Source organism: Salarchaeum japonicum (genome assembly GCF_020614395.1).
Classification (GTDB): Archaea; Halobacteriota; Halobacteria; order Halobacteriales; family Halobacteriaceae; genus Salarchaeum; species Salarchaeum japonicum.
The window spans coordinates 796,667-821,461 of sequence record NZ_CP085324.1 but is presented as its reverse complement, the minus strand read 5'-3'; the positions used below and the strand labels follow the sequence as shown (position 1 = coordinate 821,461).

General features: G+C 68.5%; 28 protein-coding genes and 1 tRNA gene. 11 read left to right on the top strand and 18 right to left on the bottom strand.

The genetic code is table 11. The annotated features are described in order from the left end of the window. Positions 1-21: 21 nt before the first annotated feature. From LI334_RS04695 to panB, 3 genes are all read right to left on the bottom strand, one after another. The gene (locus LI334_RS04695; protein WP_227262015.1) at positions 22-2,292 is read right to left on the bottom strand and encodes a CDC48 family AAA ATPase; all 2,271 of its coding nucleotides are present in this window, start codon (positions 2,290-2,292) and stop codon (positions 22-24) included. Further along, positions 2,289-2,537, bottom strand: coding sequence for a DUF7127 family protein (locus tag LI334_RS04690; protein ID WP_227262014.1), 249 nt, complete (start codon positions 2,535-2,537; stop codon positions 2,289-2,291). The genes LI334_RS04695 and LI334_RS04690 overlap by 4 nt, the downstream gene beginning before the upstream one ends. Before the next feature lie 345 nt (positions 2,538-2,882). Then, entirely contained in the window at positions 2,883-3,695 is an 813-nt protein-coding gene (gene panB / locus LI334_RS04685) for a 3-methyl-2-oxobutanoate hydroxymethyltransferase (protein WP_227262013.1), read from the bottom strand. An 83-nt stretch (positions 3,696-3,778) separates the two neighbouring features. On the opposite strand from panB, the gene LI334_RS04680 reads away from it, so the two are divergent. Further along, on the top strand, positions 3,779-4,024 hold the full coding sequence (locus tag LI334_RS04680) for a DUF5822 domain-containing protein (protein WP_227262012.1): 246 nt from the start codon (positions 3,779-3,781) through the stop codon (positions 4,022-4,024). On the opposite strand, the gene LI334_RS04675 is transcribed toward LI334_RS04680, so the two are convergent. From LI334_RS04675 to LI334_RS04660, 4 genes are all read right to left on the bottom strand, one after another. Then, positions 4,009-4,524 (bottom strand): HAD family hydrolase, encoded by a 516-nt coding sequence (locus LI334_RS04675; RefSeq protein WP_227262011.1) that lies wholly within the window; start codon positions 4,522-4,524, stop codon positions 4,009-4,011. The genes LI334_RS04680 and LI334_RS04675 overlap by 16 nt on opposite strands. Next, positions 4,524-5,651 carry an acyl-CoA dehydrogenase family protein gene (locus LI334_RS04670; protein WP_227262010.1) on the bottom strand — a complete coding sequence of 376 codons (1,128 nt, stop codon included), beginning with the start codon at positions 5,649-5,651 and terminating at the stop codon, positions 4,524-4,526. The genes LI334_RS04675 and LI334_RS04670 overlap by 1 nt, the downstream gene beginning before the upstream one ends. 87 nt (positions 5,652-5,738) lie before the next feature. Next, the gene (locus LI334_RS04665) at positions 5,739-6,236 is read right to left on the bottom strand and encodes a helix-turn-helix domain-containing protein (protein WP_227262009.1); all 498 of its coding nucleotides are present in this window, start codon (positions 6,234-6,236) and stop codon (positions 5,739-5,741) included. Positions 6,237-6,445: 209 nt separating this feature from the next. After that, positions 6,446-6,530: transfer RNA gene (locus LI334_RS04660), tRNA-Leu, on the bottom strand. A gap of 120 nt (positions 6,531-6,650) precedes the next feature. On the opposite strand from LI334_RS04660, the gene LI334_RS04655 reads away from it, so the two are divergent. Beyond that, positions 6,651-7,208, top strand: coding sequence for a DUF420 domain-containing protein (locus LI334_RS04655; protein ID WP_227262008.1), 558 nt, complete (start codon positions 6,651-6,653; stop codon positions 7,206-7,208). On the opposite strand, the gene LI334_RS04650 is transcribed toward LI334_RS04655, so the two are convergent. Both LI334_RS04650 and purF read right to left on the bottom strand, forming a co-directional pair. Next, a complete protein-coding gene (locus LI334_RS04650; protein WP_227262007.1) occupies positions 7,202-8,059 on the bottom strand; it encodes a hypothetical protein in 858 nt (285 codons plus the stop codon). The genes LI334_RS04655 and LI334_RS04650 overlap by 7 nt on opposite strands. A 45-nt stretch (positions 8,060-8,104) precedes the next feature. Beyond that, positions 8,105-9,535: an amidophosphoribosyltransferase gene (gene purF / locus LI334_RS04645; RefSeq protein ID WP_227262352.1), complete on the bottom strand. Its 1,431-nt coding sequence runs from the start codon at positions 9,533-9,535 to the stop codon at positions 8,105-8,107. Positions 9,536-9,795: 260 nt separating this feature from the next. On the opposite strand from purF, the gene LI334_RS04640 reads away from it, so the two are divergent. Further along, positions 9,796-10,947, top strand: coding sequence for a glutamate-cysteine ligase family protein (locus LI334_RS04640; RefSeq protein WP_227262006.1), 1,152 nt, complete (start codon positions 9,796-9,798; stop codon positions 10,945-10,947). 1 nt (position 10,948) lies between these two features. Here the strand turns inward: LI334_RS04640 and LI334_RS04635 are convergent, their stop codons facing one another. From LI334_RS04635 to LI334_RS04625, 3 genes are read right to left on the bottom strand one after another with little or no spacing between them, the layout of a single operon-like run. Continuing rightward, positions 10,949-11,125 (bottom strand): 50S ribosomal protein L37e, encoded by a 177-nt coding sequence (locus LI334_RS04635; RefSeq protein WP_227262005.1) that lies wholly within the window; start codon positions 11,123-11,125, stop codon positions 10,949-10,951. Then, positions 11,122-11,307 carry an LSM domain-containing protein gene (locus LI334_RS04630; protein WP_145848348.1) on the bottom strand — a complete coding sequence of 62 codons (186 nt, stop codon included), beginning with the start codon at positions 11,305-11,307 and terminating at the stop codon, positions 11,122-11,124. The genes LI334_RS04635 and LI334_RS04630 overlap by 4 nt, the downstream gene beginning before the upstream one ends. A gap of 40 nt (positions 11,308-11,347) precedes the next feature. Further along, entirely contained in the window at positions 11,348-12,409 is a 1,062-nt protein-coding gene (locus LI334_RS04625; protein WP_227262004.1) for a M20/M25/M40 family metallo-hydrolase, read from the bottom strand. A 93-nt stretch (positions 12,410-12,502) separates the two neighbouring features. Between LI334_RS04625 and LI334_RS04620 the strand changes: the two genes are divergently transcribed. Genes LI334_RS04620 through LI334_RS04610 form a run of 3 tightly spaced genes read left to right on the top strand, consistent with a single transcriptional unit; the run spans position 12,503 to position 14,143 of the window. Continuing rightward, complete coding sequence (locus LI334_RS04620) at positions 12,503-12,724, top strand: hypothetical protein (protein ID WP_227262003.1); 222 nt, start codon at positions 12,503-12,505, stop codon at positions 12,722-12,724. Between the two features lie 49 nt (positions 12,725-12,773). Then, entirely contained in the window at positions 12,774-13,724 is a 951-nt protein-coding gene (locus LI334_RS04615) for a zinc-dependent metalloprotease (protein WP_227262002.1), read from the top strand. Positions 13,725-13,762: 38 nt separating this feature from the next. Continuing rightward, positions 13,763-14,143, top strand: coding sequence for a hypothetical protein (locus LI334_RS04610; RefSeq protein WP_227262001.1), 381 nt, complete (start codon positions 13,763-13,765; stop codon positions 14,141-14,143). Positions 14,144-14,184: 41 nt separating this feature from the next. Here the strand turns inward: LI334_RS04610 and LI334_RS04605 are convergent, their stop codons facing one another. Together LI334_RS04605 and LI334_RS04600 are read right to left on the bottom strand one after the other, a co-directional pair. Beyond that, positions 14,185-14,361 carry a hypothetical protein gene (locus LI334_RS04605; protein ID WP_227262000.1) on the bottom strand — a complete coding sequence of 59 codons (177 nt, stop codon included), beginning with the start codon at positions 14,359-14,361 and terminating at the stop codon, positions 14,185-14,187. Positions 14,362-14,408: 47 nt separating this feature from the next. Then, positions 14,409-14,957: a hypothetical protein gene (locus tag LI334_RS04600; protein WP_227261999.1), complete on the bottom strand. Its 549-nt coding sequence runs from the start codon at positions 14,955-14,957 to the stop codon at positions 14,409-14,411. A gap of 236 nt (positions 14,958-15,193) precedes the next feature. Between LI334_RS04600 and LI334_RS04595 the strand changes: the two genes are divergently transcribed. From LI334_RS04595 to LI334_RS04585, 3 genes are read left to right on the top strand one after another with little or no spacing between them, the layout of a single operon-like run. Then, positions 15,194-17,824: an ATP-dependent helicase gene (locus tag LI334_RS04595; protein ID WP_227261998.1), complete on the top strand. Its 2,631-nt coding sequence runs from the start codon at positions 15,194-15,196 to the stop codon at positions 17,822-17,824. A gap of 39 nt (positions 17,825-17,863) precedes the next feature. Further along, positions 17,864-18,259: a DUF6789 family protein gene (locus tag LI334_RS04590; protein ID WP_227261997.1), complete on the top strand. Its 396-nt coding sequence runs from the start codon at positions 17,864-17,866 to the stop codon at positions 18,257-18,259. Between the two features lie 32 nt (positions 18,260-18,291). Next, positions 18,292-19,017 carry an MBL fold metallo-hydrolase gene (locus LI334_RS04585; protein ID WP_227261996.1) on the top strand — a complete coding sequence of 242 codons (726 nt, stop codon included), beginning with the start codon at positions 18,292-18,294 and terminating at the stop codon, positions 19,015-19,017. Here the strand turns inward: LI334_RS04585 and LI334_RS04580 are convergent. From LI334_RS04580 to rqcH, 3 genes are all read right to left on the bottom strand, one after another. Continuing rightward, complete coding sequence (locus tag LI334_RS04580; protein WP_227261995.1) at positions 19,014-19,211, bottom strand: hypothetical protein; 198 nt, start codon at positions 19,209-19,211, stop codon at positions 19,014-19,016. The genes LI334_RS04585 and LI334_RS04580 overlap by 4 nt on opposite strands. A 56-nt stretch (positions 19,212-19,267) precedes the next feature. Then, positions 19,268-20,335: an mRNA surveillance protein pelota gene (locus LI334_RS04575; protein ID WP_227261994.1), complete on the bottom strand. Its 1,068-nt coding sequence runs from the start codon at positions 20,333-20,335 to the stop codon at positions 19,268-19,270. 68 nt (positions 20,336-20,403) lie between these two features. Next, the gene (gene rqcH / locus LI334_RS04570; RefSeq protein WP_227261993.1) at positions 20,404-22,491 is read right to left on the bottom strand and encodes a ribosome rescue protein RqcH; all 2,088 of its coding nucleotides are present in this window, start codon (positions 22,489-22,491) and stop codon (positions 20,404-20,406) included. 155 nt (positions 22,492-22,646) lie between these two features. Here rqcH and LI334_RS04565 point away from each other — a divergent pair, with 155 nt between their 5' ends. Then, positions 22,647-23,417, top strand: a complete 771-nt coding sequence (locus LI334_RS04565) for a ZIP family metal transporter (RefSeq protein ID WP_343750105.1) — start codon at positions 22,647-22,649, stop codon at positions 23,415-23,417. A 39-nt stretch (positions 23,418-23,456) separates the two neighbouring features. Further along, the gene (gene surE / locus LI334_RS04560; protein WP_227261991.1) at positions 23,457-24,236 is read left to right on the top strand and encodes a 5'/3'-nucleotidase SurE; all 780 of its coding nucleotides are present in this window, start codon (positions 23,457-23,459) and stop codon (positions 24,234-24,236) included. Here the strand turns inward: surE and LI334_RS04555 are convergent. Next, on the bottom strand, positions 24,231-24,785 hold the full coding sequence (locus LI334_RS04555) for a carboxymuconolactone decarboxylase family protein (RefSeq protein ID WP_227261990.1): 555 nt from the start codon (positions 24,783-24,785) through the stop codon (positions 24,231-24,233). The genes surE and LI334_RS04555 overlap by 6 nt on opposite strands. Positions 24,786-24,795 lie beyond the last annotated feature (10 nt).

Below are 24,795 nucleotides of genomic sequence, written 5' to 3'. Positions count from 1 at the left end.
GAGAACGTGCCGAGCGCGGGCTTACTGGAAGGCGTGTCCCGGCTCGAACGCCTCTTCCTCGGGACTCTCCGCCGTCTCGAAGCGCTGTTCTATCTCCTCGTACTGCTCGCGAACCTCCTCGTCCACGCTCGGCCCGACCTCGTCGAGCGCGTCCTCGAAGTGCGCCATCGTGACGCGGACGTTCCCGACGCTCTCCGCGGCCTCCTCGGGGCTGACCGAGTTCACGAACTCGCGGGTGGCGTTCATCGTCGCCTCCCGGACGAGCGCCTCGATGTCCGCGCCGACGAACCCGTCGGTGCGCGCGGCGACCTCGTCGAGGTCAACGTCGTCCGCGAGCGGCTTGCTGCGCGTGTGCACGGAGAGGATGGCGCGGCGCGCGTCCTCGTCCGGCACGGGCACGTGGACGTGGCGGTCGAGGCGGCCGGGACGGAGGAGCGCGGAGTCGATGAGGTCGGGGCGGTTCGTCGTCGCGACCACGACCACGTCCTCCAACTCCTCGATACCGTCCAACTCGGTGAGCAACTGGCTGACGACGCGCTCGCCGACGCCGGAGTCGCTCATGTTCTGGCCGCGCTGGCCCGCGATGGAGTCGATTTCGTCGAAGAACACCACTGTCGGTGCGTTCGACCGCGCTTTCTCGAACACCTCGCGGACGCCCTTCTCGGACTCCCCGACGTACTTGTTGAGGAGTTCGGGCCCCTTCACGGAGATGAAGTTCGAGTTCGCCTCGTTCGCCACCGCCTTCGCGAGCAAGGTCTTCCCCGTTCCGGGCGGCCCGTAGAGCAGGACGCCCTTCGCGGATTCGAGGTCCATCGACTCGAACACCTCGGGGTAGTCGAGCGGCCACTGGATGGTCTCGCGCAGGCGCTCCTTCGTGTCTTCGAGGCCGCCGACGCTCTCCCAGGTCACGTCCGGAACCTCGACGAACACCTCGCGGAGCGCGGACGGCTCGATGCCCTTCAGCGCGTCCTTCACGTCGCTCTCCGTGACCTGGATGGATTCGAGGACTTCCGCGTCTATCTCCTCGGATTCGAGGTCTATCTGGGGGCGCACCCGGCGCAGGGCGTTCATCGCGGACTCCTTCGCGAGGGACTCGATGTCCGCGCCGACGAACCCGTGCGTGTTCTCCGCGTACTCGTCCAGGTCGATGCCGTCGGCGAGCGGCATCCCGCGCGTGTGCACCTGGAGGATTTCCTTGCGGCCGTCCTTGTCCGGGACGCCGATTTCGATTTCGCGGTCGAACCGGCCGCCGCGGCGGAGCGCGGGGTCGATGGCGTCCACGCGGTTGGTGGCGGCGATGACCGTCACGTCCCCGCGCTCTTCGAGGCCGTCCATCAGGCTGAGGAGCTGGGCGACGACGCGACGCTCCACGTCACCGCTCGTCTCACCGCGCTTCGGCGCGATGCTGTCGATTTCGTCGATGAAGATGATGGCGGGCGTGTTCTCCTCCGCCTCGTCGAACACCTCGCGCAGTTGCTCCTCGGACTCCCCGTAGTACTTCGACATGATTTCGGGGCCCGAGATGGTCTCGAAGTGCGCGTCGATCTCGTTCGCCACCGCTTTGGCGATGAGCGTCTTCCCCGTTCCGGGCGGGCCGTGGAGGAGCACGCCCTTCGGCGGCTCGATGCCGAGTTGCTGGAACAGTTCGGGGTGGCGCATCGGGAGTTCGATCATCTCCCGCACCTGTTCGAGTTCCTCGTCCAGGCCGCCGATGTCCTCGTACGCGACGTTCGGCGTGCTGTCGCCGCTCTCGCCGCCGCCCGTCTGAATCTCCTCGGCGGGCCGCTCGGAGAGCTGAATCTCGCTGGAGTCCGTGACGACGACCGTGCCGTCGGGTTCCGTGTCCGCGATTTTCACGGGAATCTGCTGGCCGCTCGACGACCCGAGGCCGCCGAACCCGAAGCTGATGTGGACGGTCTGTCCGGCGGTGACGGGGCGGCCGCTCAGGCGGTCGCGCACCATCGGGGAGATGTCGCCGCGTACGCGGAGGTTCTGCGGGAGCGCGACCGTGATCGCGCCGGCGGGCTTGATGTCCGCCTTCTCCACTTCGACCTTGTCGTCGATGCCCACGTCGGCCTCCTGGCGGAGGCGGCCGTCGATGCGGGCGACGCCCTGGCCGTCGTCCTCGGGGTAGCCAGGCCAGACGCGCGCGACGGCGCGACCCGAGTCCTTCCCGCTGATGACGATGTAGTCGCCGTTTTCGAGGCCGAGTTCCTGCATCGACTGGCGGTCGATGGCGGCCAGTCCACGGCCGGCGTCCTTCTGCTTCAGGGGTTTGACCGTGAGTTTCATCGTTCCACCTCGACGGTGACGACGCCGTTCGTAATAGTTGCTTTCGCCACGTCGCCCGCGGGGACGTCGAACTCGCGCTGGCGGCGCTCGCCGGTCTCATCGACGAGGATGGCCGTGCCGTCCACGACGTCCACGGAGACGCCGTCGGCGCTCGTGCCGAGGTCGGCGGCGACCACGGTCCGGTCGTCGTAGTCGTAGCGACGGACCATCGTGCCGCTCTCGCTGACGGAGGTTCGTTCGTTCATGCTAACCCATAGTTAGGACGCTAAGTATTTAAAGCTTCCTACAGCGTGGGTGGTACGGGCGGCGGTTTTCGACTAACGGTAGAATTGCGGTTCACACTCGCCGGGGAGCGACTGCGTACCGCAACGTACACGCGCCCCGACCTAAACGCCATCGCCACCAGCACTCACCACGGGGTAGTTCCACCGACCGCGCTCGCCCGAGACGACGGTAGAAGAGAATAGAACGAGCTGTCTGTCGGCGCATCTCCGATGCGCCGTTCACCGGTCGCCGGAGGCGACCGGCCTTTTCCCTCCAGGTTTTTACTGGAGGGGTCGCGGAGCGACCCCTCACAGTAAAAAGGTGGGTTAGTAGAGGTCGTCGAGGTCGTCTGCGGTGTGGCTGTGTTCGCTCGCGGGGAAGTCGCCGTTCTCGACGTCCTGCTTGTACTCGGCGATGGCGGACTCCATCTCCGCCTTGAGGTCGCCGTACTGTTTGGCGAAGGGCGGACTCCAGTCGGTCATCCCGAGCACGTCGGTGACGACGAGCACCTGGCCGTCGGTGTCGGGGCCGGCACCGATGCCGATGGTGGGGATGTCGATGGCGTCGGTGATTTGGGCGGCGACGTTCGCGGGGACGTGTTCGAGGACGAGGCTGAACGCGCCGGCGTCCGCGTGGGCTTCGGCGAGGCGGAGGATTTCGCTCGCGGTGTCCTCGGTGGTTCCCTGGCGGGTGTAGCCGCCGAGTTGGTTGACGTGCTGGGGGGTGAGGCCGAGGTGAGCCATCACGGGGATGCCGAGCGAGGTGAGGGTGTCGGTCAGTTCGACGGTGTGCTCTCCGCATTCGAGTTTCACGGCCTGCGCGCCCGCGTCCTTGAGGAGGCGGCCGGCGTTCTCGACGCTCGCCTCCTCGCTCGCGCCGAAACTGAGGAATGGCATGTCGGCGACGACGAGCGTGTCCTCGGTCGCGCGCGCGACCGCGCCGGTTCGACTGACCACGTCGTCCATCGTCACGGGGAGCGTGGAGTCGTAGCCCATCACGGCGTTCCCCATGCTGTCCCCGACGAGCACCATGTCGAGACCCGCGGCTTCGACGGCGGCCGCGGTGGGCGCGTCGTACGCCGTGAGCATGGTTATCGGCTCGTCGCCCGCCTTCCGACGGATGTCCTGAACGGTCGGCATACGTCGAGATGCGCGAGCAGGCCGGTAAGCGTTTCCGAACCGGAAGAGCGGGGTTTATGCGGGCACGCGTCGAGAATAGGAGTGTGCCAGAGCGCGTCGAGACGCACGAGACCGAGGGCGTGGATTACGCGTGGGTGATGCAGACGACGTTCGTCCTCACCATCGTCGTCGGCGCGCCCGTCGTCGCGCTGCTCTCCGTGTTCACCGACCTCAGAACGTGGGCGTCGATGGCGATGTTCGCCGTACGGGTCGGCGCTGTCGTCTGGATTCTCACCGCCGTCCCCGTCTTCTTCTACGCGCGAAAGCAAGCGCTTCAGTCCTCGACGTAACGGAAGTCGGTGCCCGCGCGGCGAGCGGTCTCCTCGTCGCGTTCGGCGTCACCGACGAACACCACGCGCTCCGGGGGAACGCCGAGCGCGCGCACCGCCGCCCGCAGCGGCTCCGGGTGAGGTTTGCGCTCCGCGACCGAATCCCGGCCGACGACGGTTTCGACGCTGTCGAGCAGGCCGTGGCGCGAGAGGGCGACCCGGCAGGCGGCCTCGCAGTTCAGCGAACACACCGCCACGGGAACGTCGCTCCCGGCGAGTTCGTCCGCCAACGGGAGGCGTTCGGCCGTTTTCGCGCCCTCGCGTTCGTACTCGCTGATGATTCGCTCGGCCTCGTCGCCGACGCCCGCGGACTCGGCGGCGTCCAGCAGTCCCCACGTCGCGTACTCGGCGGCGTTCACGCCCGCAGCGTCGAGGAGCGCGCGGACGTCGGCCGTCACCGCCCGCCAGTCCACGGGAAGGGAGACGAGCGTGCCGTCCAGGTCGTAGACGACGCCGTCCATTAGTCGAGGAGGCCGCGGGCGATGACCTCCTTCTGAATCTCGGAGGTGCCCTCGTAGATGGTCGTTATCTTCGCGTCCCGGTAGTAGCGCTCCACGTCGAAGTCCGTCGTGTAGCCGTAGCCGCCGTGAATCTGGACGGCCTCGTTCGTGATGTCGACGGCGGCCTCGCTCGCGTGGTACTTCGCCATCGCCGCCGCCGCCTGGTAGTTCTCGCCGCGGTCGGCCTTCGCCGCCGCGTCCCGGCAGAGGAGCCGAGAGGCCTGGAGTTCGGTTCGCATCTCCGCTATCTTCTCCCGGATGCTCCCGAACTGGCCGATCGGCTGGTCGAACTGCTCGCGGTCGTTCGCGTACGCGACCGCGTCGTCGAGCGCGGCCTGCGCGAGTCCGACCGCCTGCGACGCGATGCCGACGCGGCCGCCCGTGAGGATGTGGAGCGCCGCCGACAACCCCTCGCCCTCCGGCGTCAACCGGTACTCGGCGGGGATGCGGGCGTCGTCGAACGTCAGCGTCGTCGTGTCGCTCGCGCGCAGGCCGAGTTTGTCCTCGCGCGGGCCGACTGAGAGGCCGTCGGTGTCCTTCGGCACGACGAACTGCGTGACGCTCCCCGGGTCGCTCCGGTCGGTCTTCGCGAACAGGATGACGACGCCCGAGCGCTCGCCGTTCGTGATCCACTGCTTCGTGCCGTTGATGACGTACTCGTCGCCCTCCCGGCGCGCCTCCGTCTCCATCCCCGCCGGGTTCGACCCCGCCTGCGGTTCCGAGAGCGCGAACGCGCCCACCGGACGCCCCTCAGCCATCTCCGGGAGCCAGCGCTCTTTCTGGGCCTCGTTCCCGAACTCCGCCAGACAGGACGTGGCGAGACAGTGCACGGACAGCGCCGTCGCCACCGACAGCATCCCGTACGCCAACTCCTCGTTCACCACGCTGTACGTGAGTTTCTCCACGTCCAGCCCCCCGTACTCCTCGGGCACCGTCATCGCCGTCAAATCGAGGTCGCCGAGCGTGTCCCACACGTCCTCCGGGAACGACTCCGTCCGGTCGGCCTCCGCCGCCACCGGCGCGAGTTCCGCCTCGGCCACCTCGCGCGCGACCTCCCGAATCGCCTCCTGCTCCGCAGAGAGCTCCATACGCAATACTCGCCGGAAGACGAGAAAAAACGCCGGGTTCCGCACCCGCGACTACTCAGCACTGCGCCAGCGTACGCGCCGCGAGAACTACTCCTGCGTCACGTCCACGCCGAGCCTGTCCTCCAGTTTCGCGATGAGCGACCCGCCGACGCCCGCGCGCGTCGCCCGCCCCTGCTCGACCGCCAGCAGGTCGTTCTCGTCGATGTCCAGTTCGTCCGCCAACTCCTCCAACTGCAAGCCCTCCGCCTGCCGGGCCTTCTGAATCGTCCGCCCGTAATCCGACGACAGATAGGGAAGCTGGTCGCCCTCGTAGCTCGTCCCCTCCTCCTCCCAGCGCGTCGAATCGCCCGACGCCGCGTCGAACTGCCGCGCCGTGTTCTGCGCCGCCTGCTTGCGACGCTGCTGTTCTTCCGACACCTCGCGCTCGGTCTTCGACGACTCGTCGAGGTTCGCGCAACTCGAACACACCTGCAACTCCGCGCCCGCCACGCTCGCCGTCGTCAACGACTCCGACGAGGTCCCGCAGAGCTCACAGGACCCACTGGATCCCCCACCGGAGGACCCACCGGTCGAATACTTGGCCATACACACCCCTATGATGGACTACCCATTTTAACACCTCGCTTACCGGCACGAGCGCGGACAAAACACGACACCGCCGCCGACCACCACGCCGACACACGACACCGTGGCTGGTCGGTGTTACGTCGTCAGTAAGTTGTGCGTGGGTGATGTCCCGGTAGGGGGATATCACCGTGCATCGCAGCGTTGGACGGTGTGTCCGTCCGGTGCGATGCGTGGGACCGGATTTGAACCGGCGAACCTCTACAGGACAGCGCCCTCAACGCTGCGCCTTTGGCCTAGCTTGGCTACCCACGCTCGCGCGTATCTCGCTGCACTCCACCGTAGCCGCGGCCATAATAAAACCCCTACGATTCACGGGCCGAATGCGGGACGGCCGCACGGTAGTGTTTTGGCGCGGGCGACGCAAGCACGGGTATGCAGTCGTTCGTTCGGCGTCACACGGTCGGAGTCGCGGGCGTGGTGAGCGCGCTCGCGCTCGCGGTGGTCGTCGCCGCGGTGCGCGGCGTGATTCCCGCCGGCCTCCTCCCGACCTACGAGCCGTTGGTGTCCGTGATTCCGTCGCTGAACGCGCTCATCAGCGCGACCGCCATCGCCACCATCGCGCTCGGCTGGCGGGCCGCCCGGAACCGCGACTTCACCCGGCACCGCGCGCTGATGGGCGCGAGCACGCTGTTGTTCGCGGGCTTTCTCGCACTCTACCTCTACCGGCTCGTCGTCCACGGCACCACCGAGTTCGGCGGCCCCGACGCGGTGTACCAGTTCCTCTACCTCCCGGTGCTGATAGTGCACATGGCGCTCGCGATGGTGTGCGTCCCGCTCGTGGTGTACGCGCTCGTCCTCGCCGGCACGCACTCCGTGGCGGAACTCCCCGGGACGCCGCACGCGCGCGTCGGCCGGGTCGCGGCGTCGCTCTGGCTCGTCTCATTCTTCCTCGGCATCGTCGTCTACCTCCTCCTGTACGTCGTCTACTGACGCCACGGCGTCCACGCGGGCGGCGACACCGGGAGGGCGACCGGCCGCCACGTCACCGTCGTTCGGTGGTGTTCGACGGACGCGTCGGTGCGGAGGGTTCGCGTCCGCGTGACCGACAGCACGCGCCCCGATTCGGAGAGTTCGAGCGTCGCGTCGAACGCCGTCACCGGCTGGTCGCCGTCGTACGTGCCGTTCTCCGCGACGAGCGTCGTCACGGTCGTGCCGTTCCGTTCCTCGGCGCCCGCCACGGCGTAGTCGGCGTTCGCGAGCGCTGACTGGAGCAGTCGGCGCTGGGTCGCGGCGTTCCGGAGCACGCGGTCGTAGAGGTCACTGCGGTTGCGCTCGCGCACGGTCGCGTTCCCCCGCTGGACGACCCGGGTCGCGACCGCGGTCTCGTTCGCGTAGTACCGCGTGTCCTGCACGCTCGTCTCGTTCCCGATCGAGTTCACGCCCGCGTTCGTCCAGTAGACGCGAGTGCCGTTCGGCGCGAACCGCACGACCGACTGGGAGACGAGGCCGAACGCCTCCCCGCGGACGACGCCGTCGATGGTCGTCTGCGCGACCGCGTGCGCGCCCTGCGCCGCAACGGACGCCTCGTGCGCGTCGAGCAGGCGACTAGCGTTCTCGACGCCCTCGGCGGTGACGCCCGGCGGATAGTCGGCGTCGGCGGGCGCGGCCGTCCCGTCGGTCGTCGTCGGTGTGGGCGCGGTCGTCGTCTCGATTGTGGTCGGTTCGGACGTCTCGGCGGTCGTCGGCCGCGGAGCGGTGGTGCTGGTGTCCGCGACGGGCGCGCCGCAGCCGGCGAGGACGAGGGCGATGCAGAGCGCGGTGAGTGGGAGGGCGCGGGTCACGCGTCGGGGTAGCGCGACCGCCCGCAAAAAACCGGCTGACTCGGCTCAGTCGTCGGCGGACGCGACCCCGGGGCGTTCGACCTCGCGGTCGGTCGTCTCCCCGTCGATGTCGTAGGGGTACTCGCCGGTCACGCAGCCGAGGCAGAGGTCGTCGCGGCGTTTCCCGATGGCGGACGCGACGGCGTCCACGGAGAGGTAGGAGAGGCTGTCCGCGCCGATCTCCTCCCGGATTTCGTCGGTGCTCTTGTCGGCGGCGATGAGTTCGTCCCGTGTGGCCATGTTGATGCCCATGTAGCAGGGCGCGAGGATGGCGGGCGCGCCGATGCGGACGTGGACTTCCTCCGCGCCCGCGTCCCGCACGAGTTCGACGAGCTGGTTCGAGGTCGTGCCGCGGACGATGCTGTCGTCGATGATGGTCACGGACTTCCCCTCGACGGTCGAGCGGATGGGGTTGAGTTTCAGGCGGACGGCGCGCTCGCGGGCCTCCTGGGTGGGCATGATGAACGTCCGGCCGACGTACCGGTTCTTCATCAGGCCCTCCGCGAACTCGACGCTCGCGCCGTCCTCGTGCGCGGCGTCCGAGTACCCCGAGGCGAACGCGCGCCCGGAGTCGGGGACGGGCATCACCACGTCGGTGTCCACGCCGGACTCCGCCCAGAGTTCGCGGCCCAGATCCCGGCGGACTTCGTAGACGAGTTCGTCGTCGATGACGGAGTCGGGGCGCGCGAAGTAGACGTACTCGAAGAAGCAGTGCGCGCTCCGGTCGCGCTCGAACAGCTGGTAGGCGTCGAACCCCGTGCCGTCCTCGTGGAGGACGACGAGTTCGCCGGGCTGGACGTCCCGGACGAGGTCGCCGCCGAGGGTGTCGATGGCGGCGGATTCGGAGGTGATGACGTAGCCGTCGTCGAGTTCGCCGATGCAGAGCGGACGATTTCCTTCGGGGTCGCGGACGCCCATCACGGTGTCGTCGTGCATGATGGTGAGCGCGTAGGAGCCGTGGATGCGCTCCATCGTTCGCTTGACGGCCCGGACGAGGTCGGCTTCGAGGAGGTTTCGCGCGATGTCGTGCGCGATGACTTCGGTGTCGCCGTCGCTCGTGAACGCGTGGCCGGTCGCCGCGAGTTCGTCCCGAACCTCGTCGGCGTTCACGAGGTTGCCGTTGTGGCTCAGGCCGAGCGCGCCCCCGCGAAACGACACGGAGAACGGCTGCGCGCAGGACTTATCGAGGCTTCCCTCGGTGGGGTAGCGGACGTGTCCGAGGCCGGTGCTTCCGGTGAGGGCGTCGATATCGGATTCGTCGAACGCGTCTCCGACGAGCCCCATCTCGACGTGCTGGTGTTGCTGGAAGCCGTCGTGGGTGACGATGCCCGCCGACTCCTGGCCGCGGTGCTGGAGCGCGTACAGCGCGTAGTACGTCGGGAGCGCGGCGTCCCGCTCCGCGAGACTGATGCCGACGACGCCGCACTTCTCGGTCATTCCGGTCGCGGGGCGGCTCGCGCCAGCGCCATCTTCCATGGATAGTTCTTGAATCATCCACAGATAAAAACACCCGTGATTGTGCCTCAGTTGCCGCCAACACCACCAAATAGTATGCATTATCGTGCATACTAACGTGAGTCGGGCGTGCGTACGCGGAGCGCGTCGAACCGGGAACGCACATCCAGGAGTCGGGGCGATTTCGTCCGAGTCGGCGAAGCGTTCTTGGAACTCCGGCCAATTGTGTTATCTGGTAACGTATGTCACGACACGGCGGCGGTGGCGGACGGGGACGCACGCGGGCGGCCGCGGACGCGGAACCCGTCCGTCGGAGCGTCGAGGTCGAGTACTGGGTCGTCGACGACGACGGCGAACTCGCCAGCCCGAGCGGTCTCCTCGACGCCACGGACGGCGTCGAACGGGAGTTCGTCGAACCGCTCGTCGAGGTGAAGACCACGCCCTGCGCGACGCCACGCGAACTCCGCGACGAACTCACCGCGCGACTGGACGCGGTGCTCCGGCGGGCCGACGAGCGCGGAAAACACCTCGTGCCGCTCGCCACGCCCCTCCGGGCGGACGAGATACCCGAACACGACAGCGCTCGCACGCGCGTGCAGAACCGGACGCTCGGAGAGTCGTTCGCGTACGTCCGGCACTGCGCGGGCACGCACGTCCACGTCGAACAGTGGCCGGGCCACGAGACCGACCAACTGAACGCGCTCACCGCGCTCGATCCCGCGCTCGCGCTCGTGAACTCCTCGCCCTACTACCGGGGCGAACGCGTCGCGCCCGGCGCGCGATCCGACCTCTACCGCCGACGGGCGTACGCCGACTTCGACCGCCAGGGCCGCCTCTGGCCCTACCTCGACGACACCGACGACTGGACGCGCCGCGTCGAGTCCTGCTACGAGGCGTTCACGGCCGCCGCCCGCGACGCCGGCGTCGACCCCGACACCGTCGAGTCCTGTTTCGACCGGGAGAGCGCCGTCTGGACGCCCGTCCAGCTCCGCGAATCGTTCCCGACCGTCGAGTGGCGCTCGCCGGACGCCGCCCTCCCCAGCGACGTGCTCCGCCTCGCCAACACCGTCGCCGGCGTCGTCGGGCGCGTCCGCGAGACCGACGTACGCATCGGGGACGGCGGCGGCCGCGTCACCGACGACGAACTCGTCCTCCCCGCGTTCGACGCCGTCCGCGACTACGTGGACGCCGCTATCTACGACGGCCTCACCGCGGACGCGCTCAGGGACTACCTCGACCGGATGGGGTTCGCGGTCGATGCGTACGCGCCGACGACGCGAGCGTTCGAGAAACAAACGCTATCGCTGTCGGAGGTGCGGGAGCGGCGGCTCGCACACGCGAGAACGCTCGAAGAAGACGTCCGGCGAACGCGCGGCGTCGCCGAGAGAACCTGAGTTAGTTGTCGCCGGTCTTGCCCTGCCACGCGTAGTCGCGGCGCTTCGAGGACTTCCCGAAGCCGCACGAGGAGCATTCGCCCTTCTTCACGTGGTAGGACTTCTCGCCGCAGCGGCGGCACTTGACGTGCGTGGTGGTGTTCTTCTTGCCCTGGCTGGGAGTTCCTGAGCCGGTCATGGTTTGATGGTAACGACGTTGTCGCCTCGGATAACGGTTGTGTCTTCGCCGTCTTCGAGGACGAGGTTCATGTGCTGGTCGTAGCCGGTGAGGACGCCCTCGAAGATTTCGCCGTCCTTGAGGTGGACGGACACGGGTTCGTCGAGGGAGTCCTCCAGGATGTCGAGAGGTCGGCCGCTCATACCCACACTCCGGCCCGTCGCACGCTTAAATATATCGGACCTATATGTCGACTGTGAAGGCGTCGCGGCCGGATTCGTGGTCGGCGACGGCGGCGAGGAGGTCGGCGGCGGCGTCGAGGTCGCGCTGGTCGATGACCTCCGCGGGCGTGTGCATGTAGCGGTTCGGGAGGCCCAAATTGAGGGAGGGGACGCCGCTCCGGCTCGTGTAGAACGCGTCGGCGTCCGTGCCGGTGCGGATGCCGGCGGCCTGGAGTTGCACGTCGATGGCTTCGGCGTCGGCGGCGTCGCGGACGGCGGCGACGAGTTCGCGGTGGTTCGTGGAGCCGCGCGCGACGACCGGGCCGTCCCCGAGTCCGATTTCGTTGTGCTTGTCGCTGGGGAACTCGGGGCTGTCCGAGGCGTGGGTCACGTCCACGGCGACGGCGGCGTCCGGGTTCACGTCGTACCCGACCATCTTCGCGCCCTGCAGGCCGACCTCCTCCTGGACGGTGGAGACGGCGTACACGGTGGAATCGACGCCGCGGTCGGCGGCGCGCCGGAGGGCTTCGGCGGCGACCCAGATGCCGACGCGGTTGTCGAGGCCGCGCGCCGCGACCTTGTGGCCGGCGAGGTCGTGGACGCCCTCCGCGACCGTGATGGGGTCGCCGACGGAGACGAGTTCGCGCGCCTCCGCCTCGTCCTCAGCGCCGATATCGACCGTCATCTCGCCGATGTCGTCGTACTCCTCGTCGCTCGGGTCGCGGAGGTGGATGGCGGTCTGGCCGATGACGCCGTTCACGGGGCCGTCCTCCGTGTGCACGACGACGTGGCGGCCCTTCGAGACGGACTTATCGGAGCCGCCGACGGGCGTGAGGTGGATGAAGCCGTCGTCGTCCACTTTCGCGACCATGTAGCCGATTTCGTCGGCGTGCCCGCCGAACAGGAACTCGGGGCCGTCGCCGCCCTCGTAGACGGCGACCGCGTTCCCGTACGCGTCCGTGTGCACGTCGTCGGCGAACGATTCGACGTAGTCCACCCAGACGCGCTGGGCGGGCGCTTCGAACCCGGACGGGCTCGCGGTGTCGAGGAGTGCGTCGAGGAACTCGCGGCGGTCTCTGTCCATACTTCGATTCGAAGGTCTGCGACCATGAACGCCACGGAACCCGAGCGCCCCAGTCCCACAACGGCTAACACGCGTCCCGCCGAACCCCCGAGTATGGGAATCTTCGAGATTCACTTCCACGACAGCGAGTTCACACCCATCGCGAACTTCGGCCCCGCGGAGGACGAGGACGGGAGCGTGTTCGACGCAGAACCGTCGTTCGACGCCGACGAGGAGACCGAGACCGGTTCGAGCGGGTCCGCGGTCGTGCCGGCGCTGGTCGCGCTCGCCGTGCTCGCGGGCGTCGCGTTCGCGGTGAAGAAACTCCTGAACTGAACGGACGGGGACGCACAAGACCTATTTCGTCGGGCGGCGGAGGACACGTATGAGTCTGTTCGAGGGCGTTCGCGCGGTCGCGTCCGCGTCCGGCGACTCGCTCGTCGACTGGAACGCGGTTCGTGACGCCGCGAAGGCCGGGACGCCGCCCGGCGACCTCACCCTCACCGCGGCCGAGCGCGAGGCGTACGCGGGGGACGTGCGGGACGCCCGCGAGCGCATCCGCGAGGTCTCCACGCTCGACTTCGACGTGCCCGAGACGGTGTCGGTGATGAACCGCCACCACTGGATAGACGCGAACGCGGGGACGTTCGAGCGCGCGTTCCGCCCCGTGAACGACGCGTCTGCCTCTCTTCCCGGCGTCTCCCGCACGCTCAACACGGGCGGCGCGGCGGCCGCGCTCTCCTTCCTCGCGCGGAACGTCCTCGGCCAGTACGACCCCCTCCTGCTCGCGGACGGCGACGCGCACGAACTCTACTTCGTCCACCCGAACATCGTCGAGGCCGCCGCGTCCCTGGACGTGCCGCTCGCGCGCTTCCGGCGCTGGATAGCCTTCCACGAGGTCACGCACGCCGCCGAGTTCGGGGCCGCGCCCTGGCTCGCGGACTACCTCGAAGACCGCTTGCGCGCGGGCATCACGGAACTCGAAGACGAGTACCGCCTCGACACCGACGAGTTCGAGGAGGTGTTGCTCGCGATGACCGCCGTCGAGGGGTACGCCGAGTTGCTGATGGACCGCGCGTTCGACCGCGAGTACGGCGACCTCCGGCGGAAACTCGACGCCCGCCGGCGCGGCGGCGGCCCCCTCACCAAACTGTTCCGCCACCTGCTCGGTCTCGGTCTGAAGCGCAAGCAGTACGAACAGGGCCGAGAGTTCTTCGACGCCGTCGTTGACGCGCGCGGCATCGAGACCGCGAGTCTCGTCTGGAACGCGCCGGAGAACCTCCCGCGGCGGGACGAACTCGACACGCCCGGGCGGTGGCTCGCGCGGGTCGCGTAGCCCCGAACGTTTTCCCCGTCGGCCGCGTGAGTGACTGTATGGCAGAGCGGTACCGGCGACTCCTCGAACGCGTCCACGAACGCGCCGGCGACGCGTTCCGCGTCGCGATACGGTACACCGCGGACGACTGGACGATTCTCTACCTCCGCGACGACCTCAAGACCGAGGAGTTCCGCCGAACCGTCGGCCGCACCATCGCGCGCGCTCGCGACTACACGCCCATCAGCGACTCGGACTGGTACGACCCGCTCGGCGACAGCCAGGCGAACGTCGAACTGTACGACGCCGCCGCTATCATTCACTTCCGCGACCCGTCGGGCGGCGGCGGCGTGCTCGTGTCGCTCGACCGCGACGTGGCGCAGGGCCTCGGCGCGTTCGTGGACGAGTGCACGTCGCTCATCTACGGCTCTCGCGACTGAGAACCACCGAGACCAGGTGCGGGCGTCCGCCGTCGTCTCGCTCACCGCGTTCCGGTCGTCCGGGAGAACAGCGCCAGGCCGGCCGCGCTCCCGCCCACGCCCACGACGAGCGCGGGGATGCGGGACGCGACGACGCCGTACGCGACGACGGCGACGCCGACTGCCACGAGGAGGAGGGACACCGCGCGCTCGGGGTCTGCGTCGTGACTGTCGCTCATCGGTCGTGTGTGACGCGAGCGACCAAAAGAAAGTTCGGGAGGCCGGGCTACTGGAAGCCCCGTCCCACGTCGTCGGACTCGATGAGGTCGTCGAGTTCCTCCGTCAGCAGTTCCTCCGCCTCCTCGAACGTGTCGGAGAGACCGTCGAGTTCCTCCGGCCGGCCGTACTGGTCGTACTCCATCGGGCCGAACGCGGGGCTGTCGATGGCGTCCATCACGTCCTCGAACAGCGCGTCCGGCGTCGTCGGCGCGTCCGCGTGCGCCTTCACCACTTCCTCCAGCCGCTGGGCTTTCTCCTCGGCGTCGTCTTCGTCCTCCGGCGGGGACTGCACCGCGAACCCGCCGCCGGTCTTCTCCGGGAAGAAGGAGTCGAGTTCGTCGTCCAGCCGCCGCGCCACCCGCGCGCCCGCGCCCTTCACTTCGTAGGGATTCTTCGCGTACGTCTTGAGCTGGTAGACGCCCGCGCTCGGATGCCCGAGGTAGAGGTCTTCGCCGACACCGCCGGCGCGGTCGCCGGCGACGGCCCGCCAGCCGTCCGGGTCAGCGCCGCTGTCCACGACGTCCTCCACGATGTCCTTCCAGTCACGGACTCGCATACACCCCGACGTTACGGCGTGACCACGGTAAGCGTATCGCTCGAACCAGACCACCAACGCGTCCCGAACCGCGACCCACTCCACGCAGTCCGCCCCGCCGACCAACCGCGGGAGGGGGATTCGAACGGGGGCGAGCGGGCTTTCGCGGACGCGGTAGCGGTGTCGGGTGAGTTAGCGGAGGTAAAGACGGTTCCGGGGAGCGACAGCGTTTTTCTCGCGCCGCCGTTATCCCGTATGTGAACGTTCGGGGCGAGGTCACCGAGGTCGGTGAGGTTCGGTCGGTGAGCACGCAGTACGGGGAGCGCGACGTGTTGGACGTGACGGTGCGGGAGGACGCCTCGTTCCACGAGGTGTCGCTGTGGGGGAAGTGGACGGAGTCGGCGGAGTACCTCTCGCCGGGGATGGAGTTGGTGGTGACGGACGCGGAGGAGCGCGAGTACGCGGGGGAGACGGAGTACGCGACGGGGAAGGAGTCGTACGTGGTGGTGGAGCCGGAGTTCCTGGTGAACGTCACCGACATCCGGGAGTTCGTGCAGTGTCCGCGCCAGTACTACCTCTCGAAGCTGCAGGCGCTCCCGCTCAAGTACGCGGTGACGAAGGGGACTATCGTCCACGAGGTGTTCGGCGACCTGCTCCGCGGCCGCGACCTGGACGACGCAATCGACGAGCGCGTCCGGGAGGCCGGCCTCGAACTCGGATTGCTGGACAAGGAGTTCGCGGAGGTGCGGGAGGACGTGCGGCAGAACGCGAGCGCCATCGAGGGCTGGCTGAACCAGGGACTCCTCACGGAGGAGGACGAGTGGCGGTCGGAGTACACGCTGGTGTCGGACACGTTCGGCATCAAGGGACGCTGTGACGCCATCCGCCGCGGGATGCCCGTGGAGCTGAAGACGGGGAAGAACACGAACCGCGACCCCCGCTTCCACGACAAGATTCAGGCCGCGTGCTACGCGCTCTTGCTCTCGGAACGCGGCGTCCCCGCGGACACCGGCACGTTGCTCTACACGAAGAACGCGGCGATGGCACGCAACGAGGCGAGCGGCGACCTCAGCCCCGCGAAGGAGTTCAGCATCGGGAAGGGACTCCTCGAATTCGTCGTCCGCACCCGCAACCACCTCGCCGCGCTCGAATGGTCCGAGACGACGCCGACGGGCTACGAGGCGAACGCGAAGTGCGAGTACTGCTTCGAGCAGGACGCCTGCATGGTCGTCTCCGGCCGACTCGGCCAGGAGTCGAAAGCCGGCCAAATCGGGAGGAAGCTCCCCGAGGCGGAGCGCGAGTACTTCGACGACCTCTACGACGCCATCGAGGCCGAGCGCCGCGAAGTCCACCGGGAGTACGCGAAGCTCTGGAAGCAGAGCCCGGACGAACGGGCGGACGACGACCGCGCCATCGTCGGCCTCGAACCCGACTCGCGGGAGGAACTCCCCGACGGCCGGTGGCGGCTCACCGCGAAGCGACCGTCCGCGGCGACCTCGAAGATTCGGGAGGGCGACCGCGTGCTGGCGAACGACGGCGACCCCGTGCACGGGACGGCGGAGATGGCGCGCGTCGAACGCCTCGACGCGGACGAGGTCGTGGTCTCGACGGACGAACCCGTGGAGCTCCGGCGACTCGACGTGTACCCGAGCGACCTGAACGTCAGTCGGATGCTCTCGGCGCTCCACGACTTCGTCCTCAAATCAGAGGAGCGCCGCCGTGACGTGCTGTTCGGCCGGGAGGACCCCCGGTTCGAGTCGGGGACGGAGACGTTCATCGACAACAACGACGCGCAGAACGCCGCCGTCAATCGGGCGCTGAACGCGGAGGACTTCGCGCTCGTGCACGGGCCGCCCGGGACGGGGAAGACGTACACCATCGCCCGCATCGTCCGCGAACTCGTCGAGCGGGGCGAGCGCGTGCTCCTGTCGGCGTTCACGAACCGCGCGGTGGACAACGCCCTCGACGCCATCGAATCCCAGGGGTTCGAGGACGTCGTGCGCGTCGGCACGGAGTCCGGGGTGCGCGAGGACATGCAGACGTATCGGTTGTCGAAGTCCGGCGACCCCCGCGAGCAGGCGGAGAAACTGGAGTCCGCGGACGTGGTCGCGGCGACCACGGCGACCTGCGGGTCGCGCATCCTGCGCTCGCAGGAGTTCGACGTGGCGCTCGTGGACGAGGCCTCACAGCTCACCGAGCCGGACACGCTCGCGGCGGCGAACCGCGCGGAGCGGTTCGTGCTCGTCGGCGACCACCAACAGTTGCCGCCGGTCGTGCGGTCGGGCGGCCGGCTCTCCGAGTCCCTGTTCGAGCGCCTCATCGAGCAGTATCCGGACGCGGGCGTGATGCTCGACCAGCAGTACCGGATGAGCCAGCGGATTCAGGCGTTCAGTTCGACCGAGTTCTACGACGGCCAACTGCGGCCCGCGACCGGCGAGGTGGCGGGCCAGTCACTCGCGGACATCGGCGTGACCGGCGTCCCCGAGGGCGTGCGGTTCGAGCACGTCGAGGGAACCGACGCCGCGCACACGGACGCCCGCGAGGCGGAGCGCGTCACCGAACTCGTGGAGGCCTACCTCGACGCCGGCGTCGAACCCGGGGAGGTCGGCGTCATCGCGCCGTTCCGCGCGCAGGTCACCGAAATCGGGCGGCGCGTCCCCGACGGGGTCGCCGTGGACACCGTCGACCGCTTCCAGGGGTCGTCGAAGGAGGTCATCGTCGTGTCGTTCGTCGCGTCCGACGACATGGAGAGCCCGATTTTCGAGGACTACCGGCGGCTGAACGTCGCGCTCTCCCGCGCGAAGAAAGCGATGGTGCTCGTCGGGGACGCCGACGCGCTCCGAACGGACGACACGTACCGGCGGATGGTCGAGTGGGCGAGCCTCTAACCCGATACGTTCTTGGTTCGCGCCCGAGACGAACCGGGTATGCGAGGCGAAGCCAGCGCGGTGTTCGGCGGGCTCATCGGCGTCATCGCGCACTTCCTGGTTCTCTACGGTGTGGCACCGGCTATCGGGTACGAAGCTGACCCGTTCGTGAACATCGCGGGCATCACGGGGGCGCTCGCCGCGTTCTCCATCTACCTCCTCGTGCTCGGCCTGCTCTACCCGCTCGCGTACCACTACTCGCTCGCGTTCCTCCCCGAGGGCGGCGTGCTCGCGGGCGGGTTCGTGAACGCCGTGCCCGTCTGGCTCGGGTTCGTCGCGCTCGACTGCCTGAACACCGACCAGGTGGCGATGTGCGCGGCCGTCGCGGGCCTCGCGGCGCTCGCGTACGGCTACCTCCTGACGTACAGCCACGTCGAGTTCGCGAGCGACTTCTAGACGCTTTTCTCCCTCCCCGCACGAGTCGGGGTATGCGCGTCACGTTTCTCGGCACCGGGAGCGCGATGCCGACCGGCAAGCGCGTCCAGTCCGGCCTCCTCCTCGAAGACGACGAGAACACCCTGCTCGTGGACTGTGGGAGCGGCGTCCTCCACCGACTCGCCGCCACTCCCACCGGCTACGAGGGCGTGGACACCGTCCTCCTCACCCATCACCACACCGACCACGTGAGCGACCTCCTCCCCCTGTTGAAGGCCCGGTGGCTCGCGGGCGAGGAGTCCCTCACCGTCGCGGGGCCGCCCGGAACCACCGACCTCGTGGCGGGCCTGCTGGACGTCCACGACTACCTCCGGGACAGGGTCGACCTCACGCTCCGCGACATCGAGGGCGAGTTCTCCGTCGCCGGGTTCGACGTGGATTCGATGGAGACCCGGCACTCCATGCGGTGTTTCGCCTATCGCATCGGTGACTTCGCGTACAGCGGGGACTCGGAGGCGTTCGACGACCTCGCCGCGTTCGCGGACGGCACCGACGTGTTCGTGCACGACTGCTCGTTCCCCGACGAGGTGGACGTGTCGAACCATCCGACGCCGCGCGCGCTCGGCCGAGCGCTCGCCGGGAACGACTACGGCACCGTCTACCTCACCCACCGCTACCCGCACACCGACGGCAGGGAGGAGGCGATGCTCGACTCGATTCGCGAGCACTACGGCGGCGACGTGGAACTGGCGCGGGAGGGCGACACGGTCGAGTTCTAGTCTTCGAGTTCCTCGACGCGCGCTTCGAGTTCCGCGATGCGGTCGTCCCGCTCGGGGAGGTTGGCGAGAACGACCAGCGGGAGCGTAAGGCCGACCAGCAGGCCGAGCACGCCGAACGCCGCGAGGCCGAGCGCCGCGCAGACCGCGGGGAGGACGACGACCGCGAAGAGGGAGTTCGGGTCGCGAATCGACATATCGAGAACGTGTCATCGATTGTACAAAAAGTCTGGGGGCGAAGCGGACTCCGCTGTTAGTCGAGCCGGTAGCGGAGGACGGCGGCGATACCGCCGAGGTTCTTGAGCTGGTCGCCGGGCGCGTACTCGTGGCTGAACACGGTGACGCTCCCGCCCTGGCGTTCGACGGACTGGATGAGGTCGTTCACGTCCACCTCCCAGTCGCCCTCGCCCGCGCGCTCGCGGCGCAGGCGGTCGTCGAGCACGAGGAGGTGTTCGACCGCGCCGAACTCCACGGCCTTCTCCACCTCCTCGATACCGTAGGCGGCCTTCCCCTCCGTCGCGATCTGCTCGGTGAGTTCGTCGATCAACTCCGATTCCTCCGCGATTCGGGTCTCGGCCTGCACCTCCTCGACCGCGCCGCGCTTCAGGACTTCGTGGACGCCGCGCCCGCCGACACCGCTGGTGTCCACGGTCGTGATTTTCTCGGGGAGGTCGGGGTAGTTCTCCTCCACGAAATCCAGGAGGTCTTGCTTCGTGAACCCGGGGCCGGCGAGGATGATGGCGTCCGCGTCCATCCGGTTCAGGGCGGCCGCGACCTCCCCGAACAGTTCCTCGCGGCCGCGGGCGTACTCGCCCTTCCCCGTCGTTCCCGTGAACGTCCCGCGCTCCTCGACGCCGTACTGCGCGACCGTGTGGATGTGCGCCTCCCCCTCCTCGATGGTCGCGATAGCCACATCGGGCTGGTCGGTCGCCTCACTCGCCTCCTCCACGCGCTCGCGCTGGTCGGGCTTCCAGTGTTTCTCCAGCGTGAGTTCGTCGTACTCCTCGACGTTGATGGTGTGGTGCATCCCGAGCTGGTCTTCGCGGCTACACCGCTCGATGACGCCCGAGATGCGGAGGCGGTTCGAGAACTTGTGGAACTCCACGCCCTCCACGTCGAGCGTGACGTGCATGTGCTCGCGCTCCCCGCCCGTGTCCCGCATGTCGTCGTCCTTGCGCTGGATGCGGCGGTGCGTGTCACCGCCGACGAGGTCTCCGGGTTCGACGACGTACGTGAGATGCCAGAGGTCGTCGAGGGACTCCGGGACGAGCGTGACCCGCTCGCGGCCACCCTCGACCGACGTCCACTCCTTCACTTGCATACCCCGGCCTACCAGTCCTCGGGGTAAGTGTCCTGTTATCCGAACGGCGAGACCGGACGCCGGGACGACTACTCGACGAGTCGGCTCCCGCCCGGCGGCATGAACTTCTGAATCTCGTCCGGGCTCGCGACCTTCCGCACGAACGACGTGTCCGCGAACCGCTCGCGGAACTCGCGGTAGATGCGTTTCGCGGCGTCGCCCTGCGCGAACTCGCCGGGTTCGAGCTCCACCACGGTCTCCGCTCGTGGTTCGATGGCGGACGGCGGCCCGCCGACGACGCGCGTCTCGCCCTCGCACTGGATGCCGACCACGCACCCGACCGCGATGTCCCGGAAGTACGTGCGGTCGCCCCGGATGGCGAACCCGCCCTTCGAGAGGTACTCGCCGGACTCCGCGGTCTTCGACACCTGGTCGGGCATCACCATGTAGGCGTCGCCCGCGCCCCGGCCGTCCTTCCAGACCGACGAGTACGTCACCGCGAACCGCGCCGCCTCCTCCAGCGATTGGTCGGGCACGTCGATGTCCTTCGATGGCTCGCTCGGCTCCGTCGTCTTCAGAATCGTGACGGGACCGCCGTGGGCCTGCGTGTGGAAAAAGCGGTCGTAGCCGTCCATGTACTTGGAGACGAGTTCCTCGTTCTGGTCGGCGTTCCGCCCGCCGAGCACGAGGAAGCCGTCGCTCGTGCGGAACCACCGGAATCGGTCGTACCACGTCTCGGGCTTCCGGACGGGAATCGAACTCCGGGCGAGCCAATCGACCTCCTCCGGTTCCTCGGGTTCCTCGGGGGCCTCCCAGTTCTCCTTGCGCTCGCGGACGGCTTCGAGTTCCTCCCGGGTGTTCTCGATGGCTTCGAGCGCGCCCTCCTTCTTCTCCTGGATGCGTTTGGCCTCCGTGTAGAGGTCGTCCGCGTTCTTCTCCACGCCCTCCTCGGGGTCGAGACTGATGGTGTGACCGTCCAGTCGCACCCGCACCGTCCCCTGCTGTTCGTTCACGCCCTGAACGTGTTCTGCGGCCTCGATGCCGCGCTCCTCGCCCTCCGCGAACCGCTCATCGATGTCGCTCCAGGAGTGGCCGGCCGCGCGAGCGTCGCGAACCGTGGAGAGGATGTCGTCCACGAGGTCGTAGTTCCCGTAGAGCAACTCGGCCTTCTCGCGCTCCTGTTCGGCCTCCCGCTCGAAGTCCTCGATGGCGGACTCCTGCTGGGCGATGATGCGCTCCTGTTTCTCGATTTCGGACTGGAAGTCCGGCTTCGTCGGGCCCTCGCCGCCCTCCTCCTCCTCGGTGCCGCCGAGGTTCGTGAAGTAGTCGTCGAGCGCCCCGTTGAAGGAGTCGAACGCCTCCGACTCGCGGCCCGCGTACTCCTCCAGCGGCACCGGCGTCACGTCCACCCGGGAGTCACCGTCGTCTTCGTCGTAGTAGACTCGGGGGTCGAGGTCGCCGGACTGAATCGGGTCGAACAGCCGCGTCATCGCGTCGTAGAGCGCGCGGTACTCGTCCTCGCCGGCGTCCGCGATGTCCATCGTCTTCTCGACGCCCGCGCGCGTGCAGAGTTCCTCGCCGTAGAGCCCGCCGAAGTTGAGCTGGGTGGCGACCGTGCGCACGAGGTCGGTGTCGGAGTCCCGCATCTGCGCCGCGAACGCCTCGTAGTCGAGGTCGAGGGGGTTCACGCGCTGGGACGGAAAGCCGTACTGCGCGCCCGGCGCGACGGTTCGCGAGGACAAGCGGACGGTTTCGAGGCAGTCAACGACCTCGCCGTTCTCGTCCAGCACCGCGACGTTCCCGTCGCCGAACAGCTCCGCGACGATCTTCGTGTCCGCGTCCTCCCGCCGGAACTCGAACTCCAGGATGCGGTCGAAGCCGTGCTGGCGGACCGCGTGGAAGTCAGCGCCCGAGAGGCGGTTGCGGAGCATCTTCGCGAAGTCCGGCGGCCGCCCCGGCGCGTCCGGGACGTGCTCGGGCGCGGAGACGTGCGCGCGCTTCGTCTCCCCCGTCTCCACGAGGAGTTCGACGCGCCCGCGGTCGAAGTCCCGCATCTTCAGTCGGACGAGGTCGTCCCCGTAGAGATAGACCTTGTCGACTTTCGCCCCCGCGTACGTGTTGAGTTCCGCGGTGAGGGCGACGAGGTCGACGCTCGTCATCTCGCGTTTCTCGCTCATACCCCGCCTAGCGGGGGCGACAGGAAAGACGTAACGACCCAGGGTCGTGAACGCTTAACTACCAGCCACTCCACCACCCGAGCAATGACACGCGACAGGAGGCCGGAGTAGTGCTCGAAGACGTCTTCCTCGACATCGCGGGAAGCGACCCCGTGATGCAGGCGCTCCTCGGCGGCATCGTCATCGCGGGGATGAACATGCTGGGCGCGACGCTCGTGCTCGTCTGGCGCAACCCCAGCGAGCGCTCGCTCGACGGCCTCCTCGGGTTCGCCGCGGGCGTGATGCTGTCCGCGAGCTTCACCAGCCTCATCCTCCCCGGTATCGACGCCGCCGGCGGCGGGAGCACGGGCGCGCTCCAGGTCGTCGCCGGCATCCTCCTCGGCGTGCTCGTGCTCGACCAGGCCGACCGCTGGGTGCCCCACGTCCACGTCCTCATCACCGGCCGCAAGCGCGCCGACCAGGCGACGCAGAACGCCCGGTACGCGTCCGTCGTCCTGTTCATCGTCGCCATCACCATCCACAACATGCCCGAGGGGCTCGCCGTCGGCGTCGGGTTCGGCTCCGGGAACGTCGGCGAAGCGCTCGCATTGATGCTCGCCATCGGCCTCCAGAACATCCCCGAGGGCCTCGCCGTCTCCGTCGCCGCCATCAACGCCGGGTTCGACCGCTCGACGTATGCCGCGCTCACCGGCATCCGCGCCGGCGTCGTCGAAATCCCCATCGCCGTCCTCGGCGCGTACGCCATCCAGCTCTCCACCGGCATCCTCCCGTACGCCATGGGGTTCGCCGCCGGCGGGATGCTGTTCGTCATCTCGGACGAAATCGTCCCCGAGACACACGCGCGCGGCCACGAGCGCATCGCGACGCTCGGCACGATGCTCGGCGTCGTCCTCATGCTCTACCTCGACGTGGCGCTCGCCGCGTAACCGCAACCCCTTACCGGGGTGGCTCGCTACCCTCTCGCAATGAGCGAGTCCCTCTCCGTCCTGCTCACGAACGACGACGGCATCGACGCTCCCGGCCTCGAAGCCGTCTACGACCGTCTCTCCGAGACCCACGACGTGACCGTCGTCGCGCCCGAGGAGAACCAGTCCGGCACCGGCCAGACCCGGAGCTGGGGCGAAGTCGAGTACGACGAACGCCACCACGGCTACGCGGTAAAGGGCACGCCTGCGGACTGCGTCGCCATCGGCGTCGCCGCGCTCGACATCGACCCCGACGTGGTCGTCTCCGGCTGTAACGACGGCCCGAACATCGGCGCGCACATCCTCGCGCGCTCCGGCACCATCGGCGCGGCGATGGAAGCCTCCTTCCTCAACTACCCCGCCATCGCCGTCTCCATGTACGACTGGGAGTACACGCCCGGCAGCCGCTACGACCCCCAGTACGAGACGTTCGAGACCGCGGCCGACGCAGTCCACGACCTCCTCCCCGGGTTCGTCGAGGACGAGTTCCTCCCGACCGCGGACTACCTCACCGTCAACGCCCCCGCGACGGGACAGACCGAGAACAACGTCTACCGCGTCACCCGCCCCACCCAGGAGTACGAACTCGAAGCCGAGTTCACCGAACAGGGCGTGAACGTCAACGACAAGTTCTGGAACGAACTGTTCGAGCGCGACGTGCCCGACCCCGAGGGCACCGACCGCCGCGCCGTCGTGGACGACGAAATCAGCGTCAGCCCCCTCACCGCCCCCCACGACGTCGCGCCCGGCGCGACCGCCGGCGGACTCGTCGAACTATAGCGGCGTCTCCGCCGCCGGCAACACCTCGAACGCGTTCAGCACGCACGCGACGAGCCCGTAGTATCCCAGCAGTGCGGTGAGATCCACGACGCCCTGCACGCCGAACGCGTCTTCCGCCGCGCGATACGTCTCGTCCGCGACTTCGTGGTCGCGCCAGAGTTCGCGACCGTATCGAATCACCAGCCCCTCCGTCGCGGGGAGGTCGTCCACCGGCGCGTCGTCCAGTACGGCGTCCAGCGCGGCCTCGCTCACGCCCGCCTCGCGCGCGAGCGGCGCGTGCACCGCCCACTCGAACGCCGCGTCGAACTCCCGGCCCGACACCACGATGGCCAACTCCCGCAAGCCCTCCGGGAGCGCGCTCTCGAACCGCAGATAGCTCCCCAAATCCGCCACACGACCCGCCAGCACCGGACTGTGGAGGAGCACACCGAACGGCCCGATTACCTTGCCTCGACCCGCGGTTACCCGGTCGTAGACATCGCGCTGCGACTCCGGGAGTTCCTCGCGCGACTCGACGTACGGCACCCGCGGCTCACCACGAATATCCATACCGACACCA

Excerpts from the sequence above, each read along its gene's own strand:
- LI334_RS04695 (WP_227262015.1), bottom strand. The coding sequence starts at position 2,292 with ATGAAACTCACGGTCAAACCCCTGAAGCAGAAGGACGCCGGCCGTGGA.
- LI334_RS04690 (WP_227262014.1), bottom strand. The coding sequence starts at position 2,537 with ATGAACGAACGAACCTCCGTCAGCGAGAGCGGCACGATGGTCCGTCGC.
- panB (WP_227262013.1), bottom strand. The coding sequence starts at position 3,695 with ATGCCGACCGTTCAGGACATCCGTCGGAAGGCGGGCGACGAGCCGATA.
- LI334_RS04675 (WP_227262011.1), bottom strand. The coding sequence starts at position 4,524 with ATGGACGGCGTCGTCTACGACCTGGACGGCACGCTCGTCTCCCTTCCC.
- LI334_RS04670 (WP_227262010.1), bottom strand. The coding sequence starts at position 5,651 with ATGGAGCTCTCTGCGGAGCAGGAGGCGATTCGGGAGGTCGCGCGCGAG.
- LI334_RS04665 (WP_227262009.1), bottom strand. The coding sequence starts at position 6,236 with ATGGCCAAGTATTCGACCGGTGGGTCCTCCGGTGGGGGATCCAGTGGG.
- LI334_RS04655 (WP_227262008.1), top strand. The coding sequence starts at position 6,651 with ATGCAGTCGTTCGTTCGGCGTCACACGGTCGGAGTCGCGGGCGTGGTG.
- purF (WP_227262352.1), bottom strand. The coding sequence starts at position 9,535 with ATGACCGAGAAGTGCGGCGTCGTCGGCATCAGTCTCGCGGAGCGGGAC.
- LI334_RS04640 (WP_227262006.1), top strand. The coding sequence starts at position 9,796 with ATGTCACGACACGGCGGCGGTGGCGGACGGGGACGCACGCGGGCGGCC.
- LI334_RS04635 (WP_227262005.1), bottom strand. The coding sequence starts at position 11,125 with ATGACCGGCTCAGGAACTCCCAGCCAGGGCAAGAAGAACACCACCACG.
- LI334_RS04630 (WP_145848348.1), bottom strand. The coding sequence starts at position 11,307 with ATGAGCGGCCGACCTCTCGACATCCTGGAGGACTCCCTCGACGAACCC.
- LI334_RS04625 (WP_227262004.1), bottom strand. The coding sequence starts at position 12,409 with ATGGACAGAGACCGCCGCGAGTTCCTCGACGCACTCCTCGACACCGCG.
- LI334_RS04620 (WP_227262003.1), top strand. The coding sequence starts at position 12,503 with ATGGGAATCTTCGAGATTCACTTCCACGACAGCGAGTTCACACCCATC.
- LI334_RS04615 (WP_227262002.1), top strand. The coding sequence starts at position 12,774 with ATGAGTCTGTTCGAGGGCGTTCGCGCGGTCGCGTCCGCGTCCGGCGAC.
- LI334_RS04610 (WP_227262001.1), top strand. The coding sequence starts at position 13,763 with ATGGCAGAGCGGTACCGGCGACTCCTCGAACGCGTCCACGAACGCGCC.
- LI334_RS04605 (WP_227262000.1), bottom strand. The coding sequence starts at position 14,361 with ATGAGCGACAGTCACGACGCAGACCCCGAGCGCGCGGTGTCCCTCCTC.
- LI334_RS04600 (WP_227261999.1), bottom strand. The coding sequence starts at position 14,957 with ATGCGAGTCCGTGACTGGAAGGACATCGTGGAGGACGTCGTGGACAGC.
- LI334_RS04590 (WP_227261997.1), top strand. The coding sequence starts at position 17,864 with ATGCGAGGCGAAGCCAGCGCGGTGTTCGGCGGGCTCATCGGCGTCATC.
- LI334_RS04585 (WP_227261996.1), top strand. The coding sequence starts at position 18,292 with ATGCGCGTCACGTTTCTCGGCACCGGGAGCGCGATGCCGACCGGCAAG.
- LI334_RS04580 (WP_227261995.1), bottom strand. The coding sequence starts at position 19,211 with ATGTCGATTCGCGACCCGAACTCCCTCTTCGCGGTCGTCGTCCTCCCC.
- LI334_RS04575 (WP_227261994.1), bottom strand. The coding sequence starts at position 20,335 with ATGCAAGTGAAGGAGTGGACGTCGGTCGAGGGTGGCCGCGAGCGGGTC.
- rqcH (WP_227261993.1), bottom strand. The coding sequence starts at position 22,491 with ATGAGCGAGAAACGCGAGATGACGAGCGTCGACCTCGTCGCCCTCACC.
- LI334_RS04565 (WP_343750105.1), top strand. The coding sequence starts at position 22,647 with ATGCAGGCGCTCCTCGGCGGCATCGTCATCGCGGGGATGAACATGCTG.
- surE (WP_227261991.1), top strand. The coding sequence starts at position 23,457 with ATGAGCGAGTCCCTCTCCGTCCTGCTCACGAACGACGACGGCATCGAC.
- LI334_RS04555 (WP_227261990.1), bottom strand. The coding sequence starts at position 24,785 with ATGGATATTCGTGGTGAGCCGCGGGTGCCGTACGTCGAGTCGCGCGAG.